This window comes from Paenibacillus pasadenensis (genome assembly GCF_023715725.1).
Taxonomy (GTDB): Bacteria; Bacillota; Bacilli; order Paenibacillales; family Paenibacillaceae; genus Paenibacillus_O; species Paenibacillus_O pasadenensis_A.
In genome coordinates, this window is record NZ_JAMBOT010000012.1 from 63,158 (window position 1) to 76,534 (window position 13,377).

Sequence of the window (13,377 nt, forward strand, 5' to 3'; positions counted from 1 at the left end):
GAGAATAGTACAATCCTAGAATCGTTGGTTGCATCTTTATTTTAGGCAATCAACGATCTGTTCGGAATGGAAATAGTGAACCTCTGACCTGTAAATATCGAACCTGTTTAGACTTGCTTTCTCGCTTATTTTGGCAAGAAAAAACTCGTCCAGTGAATAGACGAGTCTCACTCAAACAACAGTTGTATCCTAAGGGTAAACTACCCCTTAACGGATCCGGCTGTCATGCCTTCGATAATATATCGCTGAAGGAATAGGTATACGATCAGCATAGGCAACATGACTAATAACAGATCAGCAAATACATAATGCCACTGAGTTCCATATTGGGAGACAAAATTATAAACGGAGAAGGGAAGTGTCCACTTGCCACTGTCACTAATGATATAAAGTGTATTAAGGAAATCGTTCCAGGCAGACATCGCAACAAATATGGTAACGGTTGCAATGGATGGCTTCAGTAACGGAAAAATAATTCTTCTAAACGTATAAAAGCTCCCCGCTCCATCAATTGTCGCCGCTTCATCCAATTCTCTAGATAAGGAGCGAACAAACCCGCTCATAATAAAGATGGTAAATGGAAGATTTAGCGCGCTCATGAATAGAATCAAACCGAAAAATTGCCCGGAGATTTGTAGGTTTTGCAGTAGTTTGATCGTAGGAATCATGGATGGGGGCGCAATCATGCCAGCAAAAAAGAAGAAAAATAGATATTGCACCCAACGGCCCTGACGCCTCGCTAAGAAATAGGCGCACATGGAGCCTGCAAGGATTGTAATCGCAACTGTAGAAGCGGTTACAATAATACTATTTTTAAAACCATTTAATAAACGTCCTTCAATGAACACGGTTTTATAGTTCGACCACATCCATTGACTTGGCAAGTTAAGGTTCAGCTCGGAAGCTTCTGCTGGATTTTTCAAGGAGCCGAAAACCACTAGCAGTAACGGCAGAATAATGAGCAAACTCCCTAATCCCGCTAACGCTGTCCGAAGCCAGAAGCCCTTTCGCGTCCTCATTCTGCCGTCTCTCCTTTCTGCATCAGCTTGACCAAGAGAATGGATATAATCGCCACGGAAAGGAACAAGACGACGTTCGCAGCCGTACCGTAAGCATAAAGCCCTGATCCGAACTGTTTGAAAATATACGTGTTCATGACCTCGGTAGCCCCGCCAGGTCCACCACCAGTTGTAACAAAAATGATTTCAAACGCCTTCATAGATCCGATCATACTTAGCAGCACGCTAATTGTAACCACTGGTGCGAGCGTAGGAAGCATGACATATCGAAGACGCTGCGCACTAGTTGTTCCGTCAATAATCGCTGCTTCCAGCATATCCTTTGAAATACCCTGCAAACCAGCAAGGTATAAGGCCATGGAGGAGCCGGCCCACTGCCATATGTTAACCGCAGTTATGGTATAGAGAGCAAGCATCGGATCGCCTAGCCAATCACTTTGCAGATTCGATAGCCCTAAATAATACAGGAATTGATTAAATAATCCATCCCTGTGGAGGACGGTCGTAAACATATAACCAACAACAAGCGCGCTTAAGATGCTTGGCAGGAAGTATATTCCCCGAAAAAAGTTTCGTCCGGCAAGCGCGGAGTTTAACAGAAGGGCTAGGAGAATCCCGAGCCCGTTCTGCAAAATCGTCACCAATACTGCATAAATAACAGTATTCTTCATGGCGAGATACATACTTTTCGTGTGAAATAACTCTACGAATTGATCAAATCCAACAAATTTAAGAGTATCTTTGTAAGGCGACCAGTCCGTAAGAGAATAGTAGAATCCTGAGAACGTCGGATAAAGGTAAAGAATGGCATAAATAGCAAATGCGGGAGCAATAAGCCACAGGGGGTACATTTTTCTATGCAGCATCGTTCTCTCCAACCCTTTCTTGCGTTTATCTCTAGAAGCCGGCAATTCCTGCAGCTTTGGCATTCTTATCAATATTGGATTGCAGCCCTTTTGCTGCCTCGTTCGGTGACAGCTGTCCGCCGTACAATTGTTGCAAAATCGACTGATAATCTCCGATCTCCACTACTGCAAGCGAGTTAAAGAATGGAATAGCCTTTCCTTGCTCCACAAACGTATTCATATCGGCTGTTCCCGGGTTTAGCGGCACGTCCAGCCCCGTCCATGTCGGAATCGATTTCACTTCGTTGAAGTATTTAGTCAGTTGTTCTTGACTGCTGAAGAAATTCAAGAAATCTTTAGCCGCTTCTGCTTTTGGCGAATTCTTAAGCACGTACAGGCCGATAGGATCTGAGATCGCCGCATACCCGTCGCCGTCCCATGGCATCGGGAACATCCCAATTTGCGCATCCGGATACTTCTCCAGGAGAGGACCGATCGCCCAGTCTGCTTGGAAGATCATGGCCGACTTGCCTGTCGCCACTTGCTCAAGCGACATGTCGTACGTTCCGGAAAACAGGTCCTTGTTCAGGTAGCCTTTCTTTTGCAGATCGCTTTGTTTTTGAAGCGTGTCGACAAATTCAGGAATCTGATCAAAGGTCGTTTGGCGTGTATTGATCTTTTCCATTAAGTCCGGCTGTTTCTTCATGACGTTTGCAACGCTACTGAAGGTGAACAGCTGCAGCGGCCATCCTTCTTTACCAGCTTCGTACACCGGCGTAATGCCAGCGGCCTTAATCTTTTCACTTATAGTCAACAACTCGTCATAAGTTTTTGGAATTTCGAGTCCAAGATCCGAGAATACCTTCTTGTTGTAAATAACGCCTGCCACGTTGAGCCCCGTTACCGGAATGCCATACAGCTTGTCGTCGTTCTTCAGGAAGTACTTCGTCACCGCCGGATTGATGCGGGATGCGAATTCCTCGTTGCTCAAGTCCAACAAGTTCTTCTCCGGTTGAAGCTTCGTCACGTTGCCAGGCTGTCCCCAGTAGAATAGCAAGTCCGGAGCATCCTTCGTAGCCAATCGCGTGCTGACAAGGTCGGCGTAATTATTGACCGGAGCACTTTGGATGTCCAGCTTATTGCCCGTCTTCTCCTCATAGTCATCGAACACTTTCTGCCACTTCTTCTCGTTCAGCCAGTCGCTGGCGACGAGTACCTTCAGCGTGACCGACTTATTCTCGACCGATGGCGATGCTATTGCTGCTTTCGAACCGGATACTTCGCTGCTTCCCTTATTCGATGCGTTTCCGTTGTCGGTGTTATTTCCGCAAGCGGCAAGCAACATGGTGAGCGTGAGCAGAGGCAATACTGTTTTACCTTTAGTCATTGGGACCCCTCCAAATTTGTGTAAGTGCGAGAGTTGCATCTTTATTTTAGGCTCTCGACCATGTGTTCGGAATGGAGATAGTGAACCTCTGGCCTGTAAATATCGAACCTTTTACTATATTTTGCATACTGCGTGCTACAATATTATAGGGAGGAAAAATCATGCAGGTTAGCATTCAGACTCGATTGTTACTCAGCTTTACATTGCTAAGTTCGGTCTTGGTTGCAAGCAGCAGTTATCTATACTACAAACAAACATCGAAAGATCTTATGATCCAAATAGAAGAGACCAATCGGCAGCAGTTATTTCGATACCAAGAGACGCTGGATAATATGATTGAAGACATGGACCGGATTTCCGCACAGGTGATTTACAGCTCTGAAATTAAGAATTATTTATTGGAGCAAGCCAATGAAGACTCTTCTTCGTTCCAGAGCTTCGCGGAGCGGAAAAAGTACGAATCCATGCTTGCATTATTTAATGGTCCTTGGTTCATTGCAGCGCAAATTAATTTAATTAACATGGACGGCTTCTTCCTGACTTACGGACAAAATATGAATACCGTTACCGATGAGAAGCAGCGTATACAGCAAGCACACTGGTTAAAAGAAGCGTTTAAATTAGAGGGGGACAAACTCTTGGTTCCTCCCCATCCAAGCGAATGGCAGGAGAACCATCCGATCTATTTTTCATTAACTCGAAGCTTTAATTTTCCAGCCGCTTTTCCACCAACAGCAGTCGAAGTTCAACAGTCTTACGAACTTCTCGCTCAATCCATAGAAATCGGCCGCAATGCGACGTCGAGGGCAAGTGTCTACATCATTAACGACGAGGGAGAAGTGTTTTATCCGTATAGTCAGGAAAAAGCCGCTCCCCCTACGATTCCTAGATGGACAGAAGGCGTGTTAGAAATCAAACGGGCCGATGGGAGCGACACAGATATCTGGAGCCAGGTTCGATCTGAATTTAGCGGATTAACGATTCTCATTCAGCAGCCGAAGTCGGAAATTATGCAGCCAATCGTTCAATTAAGACAAATCACTTTCATTCTGGCAATCGTTGGCGAGATTGCATCATTCCTCATTGCCTACGTGTTATCAGCGGGTATTGCATCTCCAATACGGTATTTACAGAGGCAGTTCGAGAAGATAACAATTGACAGCATCTCCATTTCGAAAGTCAAAAAACTGCAGAAAACTAAGGAAATCGCCTCATTATATGCAACTTTCGAGGAAATGAGGGCTCGACTTAATCACTCCTTGAACGAGGTAATCCAATTTCAACAAAGAGAGAGTTTAGCTCATTTGCAAGCTATGTATGCCCAGATGAATCCTCACTTCTTATTTAATACCTTGAATGCCATGGCTTCCTACGCAGACGAATCGGGGTTCCCTGAATACGCACGCATTTCCCAGCAACTCAGTGGGATGCTTCGTTATTCGACCAACTCTATGACGAGAGTTATAACGCTAAAGCAGGAATCCCAATATACAATTCAGTATTTGGAGCTCATGCGTTTTAGATATGAAGATCAATTTAAATTCTCGGTCGAAATCGATCCTCATCTGGAGGATGAGCCTGTTCCCAAGTTTTTGTTGCAGCCCCTTGTGGAAAATTCTTTCGCTCATGGCTTTCAGTCCGTTCGACCACCTTGGCACATAGAAGTATCGGCTAAGCAAGTTGAAGCATCCTTATCGTGGGAAATCCGCCTCCAAGATAACGGATCCGGATTTACAGCAGATGCATTTGCCGAGACGCAATCCCTAATTCAAGAATTGAACAATGGACAGTTACGGGACCTGCTCACCTTATCCAATCAAGAGCTCGGTCATCTGGGCATTGTCAATACACTAACCCGTTGCCGATTATTCTGGAATGAAGACGTCCGTTTCTACCTTAGACAACGAGAGCCGGGCATGGAATTTGTCATTCAGATAAGGAAGGAGCAAAGATATGTTCCGAGTGATTCTCGTTGAAGACGAACCTCGAATTCTTAGGCATCTTCGTGAGAAGATCAGTAACTTGAGCCACGACTTTAAAGTCGTCGGTGTTTACAATAATGGAGAAGATGCCCTCGTCGAACTGAATTGGACGCAACCGCATGCCATCATTACAGACATCTGCATGCCAGTAATGAATGGCATTCAATTAATAGGGAAAATGAGAGAGCAACTGCCCAGTGTTCAATGTGCCATTCTTAGCGGCCATGACAACTTTTCGTACTTACGGGAAGCTATTAAACTCGGAATTACGGACTACCTGCTCAAACCTGTAACGGACGCAGACATTATGGAATTGTTGAATAAAATGAAAAATAAACTCTCGTACGATATGGAATTGCTTGAACACGAAGTGGCGAAGCGTATTGTTGAGGCGGCAGATTCGTACAGTACGGAGAGTGAGTGGAGAGGAATTGCTAAGGAACTATTCTACCAAGCCTACTACGTTATAGTGAGTGCTTGGTCTCCGATGAATAACTTGTCACCTGACCTACTAAAACCTATGATTGCAACGCTGACGGAGGGAGAAAAGGCTACCCCGCTATCATCCAGTTCGGGAAACGAGATCACCTATTTGTTCGGTCTTCACACTTGGTCCACTGAACGGCGTACGATTTGGACCCAAACAATTCAAAAAGTCTCGCATTCAAATTCGGGAGTTACGACAGCAGCCGCTCTTTCTTTGAAAGGCCTTCAGCCCATTCCAGCACTTCTCGCTGAATGCAAGAAACAATCTCGTGAGAAAAGTCGTTTCGAGGGAAGCGGCTTTTGGGTTTCCGATGATGTTTCAATGGATCTGAATCCTCTGTTTGCAACACTTCACCCCCTTTTGTCCCGTCTTGCCCAGTTTGTTGACAAGCAGCAGAAGCAACTATTCTCCAAAGAACTGGATATTTTGTTTCATGAACAAGCCCGTCATGCCGCTCTGTCTACTCGAAAAGGCTGGGAATTTCTGCTTATGCACACATCTCATTTACTGCATACCTTACTAAAAGATTCCTTTCAGAGCACTTTTCAGAATAAGCAGGCTATGGAGACCGAAATCTATGAAGAGGTTTGGAGATCGCGAACCATCTCTGATTTACACACCAATGTCACCGAAATTTGGGGTTCCTATTTTTTTCGCTCGGAACAAGATCAAACTGTCCAGCGAGACTGGGCTAAAGAAGCTATGCAATATATGCAGCAGCATCATCATGAGAACATTTCGTTAACTAGTATCGCAGATGCATACCAACTTCATCCAGCGTATTTAAATCGGGTATTCAAGCGTATTTATCAGACCTCGATTCCGGACTACCTAATCAAAATCCGTATGGACGAGGCTTGTCGATTTTTTCGGGAGCATCCCTTTGTACTTATTAAGGAAGTAGCGCAACATGTAGGTTATACGGATCCCTTTTACTTCAGCAAAGTCTTCAAACAATATACAGGATACAGCCCAACAGAATACAAAAATAGTATAGATTAAATTAGATCTCATATGAGGTAATAATCGATCACTTACTTAAGGAGGACTATAACAAAACAAAAAGACTGGAAATGGTTTGATAAATCGATAACCTAGTTCCAGTCTTTTTTGAATTTGAGAACGGTTTGTGAGCAGGTTACGTTGTTGCAAACTCCCGCTGCCTCAATGCCTCATACAGCACAACCGTTGCCGCCATCGCCACATTCAGCGACTCAGTGCGGCCCTTCATCGGAATGATGACTCCGTAGTCAAGCTGCTGCAGTGAAGTCTCGGACAGTCCGTCCGCCTCGTTGCCGAGCAGCAGCCAGAGCGGTCCGGTAAAGTCGCATTCGTAGCAGTTCCGCGCTGCCTGCAGGCTTGTGCCCGCAATCGCCATGCCCTTGGCGCGCGCCTCCGGCAGCAGCTCGGCCAAGTCGCCTTCCACGACGGGAAGATGAAAGAGAGAGCCCATCGTTGAGCGGACTGTTTTGGGATTGTACAAGTCCACACAACCTTTGCCAAGCACTACGGCGTCCGCTCCAGCGGCATCTGCGCTGCGGATAATCGTTCCGGCGTTGCCCGGGTCGCGTACGCCGTCCAGCACGACGACAAGGCCTTTTTCGCGAAATAGCGCCGTATGGTCTGCGACTGGCTTGTCAACTACGCCGAACACTGGCGGCGGCGAGTCTGTGCCGGTGCATTTCGCAATAACAGAGCGAGCCGCAGCTACTAGCTCAACCCCGGCGCCATGGAGGCGCAGCGGCTCCAGCAGCTCGGCGGGCAGCCCCCGCTCTGCATCGTACACGATGGTGCGTACCGCAGCCCCGCATTCAAGCGCTTCAACCAGCATATGTATGCCTTCGGCCAAAAACTGCCCCGTGCGGTTCCGGTGTTTCGTCTCCAGCAGCGAGGCCCAAGCCTTCACCCGGGAATTGCCTGTTGAAGTTAAAACCAGCTCCGCCGTCATCGGTTTTTCACTTCCCGCTCCACCGCATAGGCGACCTCAAGACTCAGCAAATCCTTATTTGCACCTACGATGACCAGAATGTCCTCCGGTTTAATCACATGATCCGCCATCGGGGTAATGTCCATTTTGCCGTTATTTTTAATGCCCAGCACGTTGCAGCGATGCCGGGACCGGATATCCAGCTGCTTGAGCGTGCGACCGATCATTGCGTCGGGCGCTTGGATTTCAATGATGCCGTGATCCGGCGAAAGCTCGATAAAATCCAGCACGCTTGGCGAAATCAGATGATGCGCAACGCGAAGTCCCATATCCCGCTCGGGGTACACAACGCGGTCGGCTCCGATTTTGCCCAGTACCTTGCCGTGCAGCTCGTTCTGCGCTTTGACAATCAAATATGGCACGCCTAAATCCTTGAGAATCAGTGTTGTTAAAATGCTCGCCTGGATGTCTTCCCCAATGGCGACAACTACAACGTCAAAATTGCGCATTCCGATTGCGCGCAGCGCTTCCTCATCGGTCGTATCGGCCGATACCGCATGAGTAACGATGGACGCGACCTCCTGAATGCGGTCCTCATCGCTGTCTACCGCCAGCACCTCAAAGCCCATTTCTGACAGCGCCTGGGCTACACTGGAGCCGAACCGGCCCATGCCGATGACGGCAAACTGCTTTTTGCGCATGCTCCACCATTCCGCCTTTCCACTCCCGCTTGTAACGAACATTATACCATAACAAATGGCAGCTTTCCCGAATGTCATCCCGACGAAAAGGGCACTCTAAACAGAATCATCCAACAGGGGGAGTGAGCGTATTGAATTCATTTAACCTGAGGCAGGCCATTGCCCAGATCGTTCAGGACAAGTCCCGGGAAGAGCTCGACGAAATCATCCGTGAATCCATTGATAGTGACGAAAAAGCGCTTCCGGGCCTTGGCGTTCTGTTCGAAATGATCTGGAAAGACAGCGCAGCGGAAGAACAGCAATCGCTTGTGTCAAAGCTGCACGGACATCTTCAAAACGCTTGAAGCAGCACAAAACAGCTGAGGCAATTAACGCAAAAAGCCAAAGGCCCAGCCTTTGGCTTTTTGCATGCTTGTGAATTGCTCCACAATACTTCAGCTCTCCGCCAACTCCGCCAGCGACACCCAGCGCCGCTCTGCAATGGACTGCTCAACCGCCTCCAGCACCTCCTGGCATCTGACTCCGTCCGCAAAGCTCGGCGAGGGCAGGCGGTCCTCCGCAATGGCGTTCATCAGCTCCAGTACCTCATGCGTAAACGTATGCTCAAATCCGATCGTGTGCCCAGGCGGCCACCACGCATCCGCATATTCATGGGCGGGGTCCGTGCACAGTATACGCCTGAACCCTTGTACATCGTCGTCGTCTCCGGTGAAGTAAACGCTCAGCTCGTTCATTCGTTCAAAGTCGAAACGGATGCTCCCTTCGCTTCCGTTGATCTCAAACGTATTCAAACTCCTATGGCCCGGTGCGCATCGCGACGCCTCAAAGCTTCCAAGAACGCCGCCTTCCAGACGCGCCATAAACACGGCTGCATCGTCTACTGTAACCTGACCGCGCTCTGTACTGGAGTTATCTTTGTTTCCCGAAAGTTCCCGGGGCAGCGGACGTTCCTTGATGAACGTCTCGCTCATGCCGACCACTTCTTCGAACTCCCCGACGAGATAACGGGCTAAATCAACGATGTGCGCTCCCAAATCGCTCTGCGCTCCTGAGCCTGCAATCTCCTTGCGCAGCCGCCAGACGAGAGGAAATTCGGGATCAACGAGCCAATCCTGCAGGAAACGAGCCCGGAAATGATAAATCTTGCCTACCCTGCCCTCATCCAACAGTTTTTTAGCCAGACGCACTGCCGGAACGAACCGGTAATTAAAACCGGTCATATGCTTCACGCCTGCTTTTTCCGCTGCATGGAGCATCTTTCGGGCATCCTGAAGTGTAACAGCAAGCGGCTTTTCGCACAAAATATGCTTGCCGGATTGAGCTGCGGCAATAGCAATATCCAGGTGAGAATCGCTCGGAGTATTTATGTCAATGATATCGATATCGTCGCGCTGAACGAGCTTGCGCCAATCTGTTTCGAGCTCCTGCCAGCCAAACTGCGAACGTGCCAATTCGGTCCCTTCGGGGTCGCGTCCGCATATTACGGCCATTTCCGGCTGCAGGGGCGCCTCGCTGAAAAACATCGGCATCGCCCGGTACGCATTGCTATGCGCCTTGCCCATAAACTTGTAGCCGACCATACCGACGCGAAGTTTGCCTTGCTTTTTCGGGTTAGAAGCTGACATTATTCCGATCTCCCTTCATGTATATAGAATGACACATCAGCCGCGCAAGCTGGATTCCCGCACGACGAGCTGTACAGGCAGCTTGGCCGCAGGCGTTGAATTCACTTTCAGCGCAATCAGCGCCGCCTCCCGGCCGGTCTCGAAAAAAGACGCTGCTATGGAGGTAAGCGCCGGATCGGTCAAACGGGCGCCGTCGGAGTCGTCAAAACCAGTCAATCCGTAGTCTTGTCCCGCTTCAAACCCACGCTGTTTTAGTCCTTGCAGCAGCCCTATTGCCATTCGGTCATTGGCCGCTGCAAACGCGTCCGCAATGCCTGAACGCAGCAGACTAGCCGCTTCCTCGGCAAGCGCCAGCCCGCTCGTACGGCTATAGTTGCCTTGCAGCTCCGCGTGGCTCGTTTTCAGCTCATCCGGCAGCGCATCGCGGAAGCCCTCCAGCCGGTCCAGCGTGTTGGAGAAGTCGCCCGGCCCTTTGACAAAAGCCGGCTTATCCCAGCCCTGCTCCAGCAAATGAGCACAAGCAAGAAAACTTCCCCGCCGGTGATCCGCCTCGACGGCCCGATGCTCTAGTCCATCCATCCGCTGATTAACAAAGGCAAAAGGCCTGCCCTCCGCATCCATCTGCAGCAGCTCCTCCCGCTCCTCCGTCACCTCGCGCGCGCCTAACACGATTAAGCCATCGACCTTCTGCTGCCTGAACAGCAGCTCATAGTTGCCGTTTTCATCCGGCTTGCGATGCAGCAGCAGCAAATTTACTCCATGCTCCTGAGCCGCCTCGCTGATGCCGCCTAACATTTCATAAAAATAATAAGTGGAGAAGAGCCTTGCTTTGGGCACATAAGGCAAAATAACGCCGAGATTGCCGCTTTTTTTACGGGCTAGCTGGCGCGCCAGCTCATTCGGCACATAACCGAGCTCCTGCGCTGCCTTCAACACTTTGGAACGGGTGTTTTCCTTGACCGTATCGGAGCCGCTGAACACACGTGATACTGTCGCTTCAGACACTCCGGCCATTTCTGCTACCAGTTTGCGCATATTAATCACCTCATTTGCTGTGCCTAATTGCCTTCATTTAAAATCTATAACCGATTAATGTACGCGCGTACATTTTCTCATAGGACATTTTCCTCTGTCAACCGCTTTCTTCCAATCTCCCATGAACGTTATACTGAATGTATTAAATGGACAAGGGAGCTGAGAAAATGGGAATTAAGCTGGATCTCGTTGGAATTGTCGTAAAAGAAATGAGGACGTCGCTTAATTTTTACCGCATGCTTGGCCTGGACATTCCTGAGTCAGAAAATGAAAACACTCATGTTGAGGTGGATCAGGAAGGCGTCCGTCTTGCATTTGATATCCAAGAGACGATGGTTCAGGTGTACGGAGATTGGGTAGAGCCGACGGGGCACCGCATCGAGCTTGCTTTTAAATGCTCCAGCTCTGAGGACGTAGACGCCGTTTATGCAAAGCTAGCCGAGCATGGATATGGGCTGCGCGAGCCGTGGGATGCGTTCTGGGGACAGCGGTACGCCATTGTGCAGGATCCGGACGGCAACAGCATCAGTCTGTTCGCTTAACCGTGGAAAGGCTTCATTAACTTCACCAGCAGTAAAAGCCAGCCGGTCGAGACCGGCTGGCTTTGTTTTATTTCATCCAGCTTCAGTAAACCACTTAAGGAGCTGTCTCCAAAAACTTGGACGTCGGATTTTTATCTACTGCCGTCCGCATCGCGTACTCATTTTCGAACAATGCAACGTAGTTCCCTTTTTTGTCCTTCACCAATGTCGAGTTGATGCGGAACTTGGACGGATCGATTTTATCATCGACGATCCAGCGCGCGAACTGGAACGGCATGCGCTGCAGGATGACATCAACGCCGTACTCAGCCTTCATCCGGTATTCAAATACCTCGAATTGGAGCTGGCCGACTACGCCAAGAATCGTATCCTCGAAGCCGCTTGCGGATTGGAACACCTGTATGGTCCCTTCCTCCGTCAGCTGGTCGATGCCTTTTTCGTACTGCTTTTTCTTCAGCGCATTTTTGATCGATACCTTGGCGAAAATCTCAGGAGAGAATGTCGGGAGCTCGTCAAATTCGATCTCCTTCATCTGCGACAGCGTGTCACCAATCCGGAAAATGCCGGGGTCGAACAAGCCGATAATATCGCCTGGATATGCCGCCTCGACGATGTCCCGGTCCTGAGCCAGAAACTGCTGCGGCTGCGACAGCTTAATATCTTTGCCAAGGCGCACATGTTTCACGCTCATGCCGCGCTCGAAACGGCCGGAGCAAATACGCAGAAAAGCAATACGGTCGCGGTGGGCCGGATTCATATTCGCCTGAATTTTGAACACATATCCGCTGAACTTCTCGTTCGTAGGCTCGATCTCACCGTTGGTGCTGTTGCGCGGCGTTGGTTTTGGCGCCAGCTGCAGGAAGTTCTCCAAAAACGTCTGCACGCCAAAGTTGTTGACGGCACTGCCGAAAAACACCGGTGTCAACTCGCCCGCCCGAACTTTTTCAAAATCGAATTGGTCGCCGGCTACATCAAGCAGCTCCAGCTCCTGCTCCAGCTGATCGGCCAAATAATCCCCGGCCATCTCTCGGATAACAGGATCACGGAAGTTTTCCACCTTGTTAACCTCAATCGTAGAATGGTCATTGCCCTGGAACAGCTCGACCTGATTTTTCATCCGGTCGTATACACCGCAAAGCTCGCGGCCCATGCCGATCGGCCAGTTCATCGGTACTGAACGGATGCCGAGCACGCGCTCCAGCTCCTCCATCAGATCAAACGGGCTTTGCCCTTCCCGGTCCAGCTTGTTGATAAAGGTAAAGATCGGAATTCCGCGGCGGCGGCAAACCTGGAACAGCTTGATCGTCTGAGCCTCGACGCCTTTGGCAACGTCGATAAGCATGACGGCGCTGTCCGCAGCTGTGAGCGTGCGGTACGTGTCTTCACTGAAATCTTGGTGGCCCGGTGTATCCAAAATATTTACGCGATGTCCGTTATAGTCAAACTGCATGACGGAAGAGGTAACCGAAATACCGCGCTGTTTCTCAATTTCCATCCAGTCGGAAGTGGCGTGTTTGCTCGCTTTACGCGCTTTTACGGAGCCAGCTTCGCGGATTGCGCCGCCGAACAACAGCAGCTTTTCGGTCAGCGTCGTTTTACCGGCGTCAGGGTGGGAAATGATGGCGAAGGTGCGCCGTTTGTCCACCTCTTGTTTAATTTCATTGATTAATGTCATAAGAGTCTCCTTGCTTGCTTCTATTAATGTCCTTCGTATTAGAAATGTGCTCCCGGAAGCGGATCGGCTTCCTGAATCAAATCGGCTTTATCAAGCTTAAAATTCCTCGATGATTGGATTGGACAGCGGCCAGCCGCAGTCCCACATTCCAT

12 protein-coding genes are annotated in these 13,377 nt (G+C 49.2%); 4 read left to right on the forward strand and 8 right to left on the reverse strand.

Annotation, left to right across the window (positions count from 1 at the left end; translation table 11 throughout):
• Positions 1 to 200 precede the first annotated feature (200 nt).
• From M3223_RS20265 to M3223_RS20275, 3 genes are read right to left on the reverse strand one after another with little or no spacing between them, the layout of a single operon-like run.
• The gene (locus M3223_RS20265; RefSeq protein ID WP_251565017.1) at positions 201 to 1,019 is read right to left on the reverse strand and encodes a carbohydrate ABC transporter permease; all 819 of its coding nucleotides are present in this window, start codon (positions 1,017 to 1,019) and stop codon (positions 201 to 203) included.
• Positions 1,016 to 1,885 carry a carbohydrate ABC transporter permease gene (locus tag M3223_RS20270; RefSeq protein WP_251565019.1) on the reverse strand — a complete coding sequence of 290 codons (870 nt, stop codon included), beginning with the start codon at positions 1,883 to 1,885 and terminating at the stop codon, positions 1,016 to 1,018. The genes M3223_RS20265 and M3223_RS20270 overlap by 4 nt, the downstream gene beginning before the upstream one ends.
• Positions 1,886 to 1,916: 31 nt before the next feature.
• Positions 1,917 to 3,251 carry an ABC transporter substrate-binding protein gene (locus M3223_RS20275; protein WP_251565021.1) on the reverse strand — a complete coding sequence of 445 codons (1,335 nt, stop codon included), beginning with the start codon at positions 3,249 to 3,251 and terminating at the stop codon, positions 1,917 to 1,919.
• Between the two features lie 161 nt (positions 3,252 to 3,412).
• Between M3223_RS20275 and M3223_RS20280 the strand changes: the two genes are divergently transcribed.
• Both M3223_RS20280 and M3223_RS20285 read left to right on the forward strand, forming a co-directional pair.
• Positions 3,413 to 5,227, forward strand: a complete 1,815-nt coding sequence (locus M3223_RS20280; RefSeq protein ID WP_251565023.1) for a sensor histidine kinase — start codon at positions 3,413 to 3,415, stop codon at positions 5,225 to 5,227.
• On the forward strand, positions 5,205 to 6,722 hold the full coding sequence (locus M3223_RS20285) for a response regulator transcription factor (protein WP_251565025.1): 1,518 nt from the start codon (positions 5,205 to 5,207) through the stop codon (positions 6,720 to 6,722). The genes M3223_RS20280 and M3223_RS20285 overlap by 23 nt, the downstream gene beginning before the upstream one ends.
• A gap of 136 nt (positions 6,723 to 6,858) precedes the next feature.
• On the opposite strand, the gene M3223_RS20290 is transcribed toward M3223_RS20285, so the two are convergent.
• Both M3223_RS20290 and M3223_RS20295 read right to left on the reverse strand, forming a co-directional pair.
• A complete protein-coding gene (locus M3223_RS20290; protein ID WP_251565027.1) occupies positions 6,859 to 7,668 on the reverse strand; it encodes a TrmH family RNA methyltransferase in 810 nt (269 codons plus the stop codon).
• The gene (locus M3223_RS20295; RefSeq protein ID WP_251565029.1) at positions 7,665 to 8,348 is read right to left on the reverse strand and encodes a potassium channel family protein; all 684 of its coding nucleotides are present in this window, start codon (positions 8,346 to 8,348) and stop codon (positions 7,665 to 7,667) included. Before M3223_RS20295 ends, M3223_RS20290 begins: the two co-directional genes overlap by 4 nt.
• 131 nt (positions 8,349 to 8,479) lie before the next feature.
• On the opposite strand from M3223_RS20295, the gene sspI reads away from it, so the two are divergent.
• Positions 8,480 to 8,692, forward strand: a complete 213-nt coding sequence (gene sspI / locus M3223_RS20300; protein WP_251565031.1) for a small acid-soluble spore protein SspI — start codon at positions 8,480 to 8,482, stop codon at positions 8,690 to 8,692.
• 90 nt (positions 8,693 to 8,782) lie between these two features.
• On the opposite strand, the gene M3223_RS20305 is transcribed toward sspI, so the two are convergent.
• Both M3223_RS20305 and M3223_RS20310 read right to left on the reverse strand, forming a co-directional pair.
• Entirely contained in the window at positions 8,783 to 9,973 is a 1,191-nt protein-coding gene (locus M3223_RS20305) for a Gfo/Idh/MocA family protein (RefSeq protein ID WP_251565033.1), read from the reverse strand.
• Between the two features lie 36 nt (positions 9,974 to 10,009).
• Positions 10,010 to 11,008, reverse strand: coding sequence for a LacI family DNA-binding transcriptional regulator (locus M3223_RS20310; RefSeq protein ID WP_251565036.1), 999 nt, complete (start codon positions 11,006 to 11,008; stop codon positions 10,010 to 10,012).
• A gap of 167 nt (positions 11,009 to 11,175) precedes the next feature.
• Between M3223_RS20310 and M3223_RS20315 the strand changes: the two genes are divergently transcribed.
• A complete protein-coding gene (locus tag M3223_RS20315) occupies positions 11,176 to 11,550 on the forward strand; it encodes a VOC family protein (protein WP_251565038.1) in 375 nt (124 codons plus the stop codon).
• A gap of 94 nt (positions 11,551 to 11,644) precedes the next feature.
• Here M3223_RS20315 and M3223_RS20320 read toward each other — a convergent pair whose 3' ends face one another.
• Positions 11,645 to 13,225, reverse strand: a complete 1,581-nt coding sequence (locus M3223_RS20320; protein ID WP_251565040.1) for a peptide chain release factor 3 — start codon at positions 13,223 to 13,225, stop codon at positions 11,645 to 11,647.
• Positions 13,226 to 13,377 lie beyond the last annotated feature (152 nt).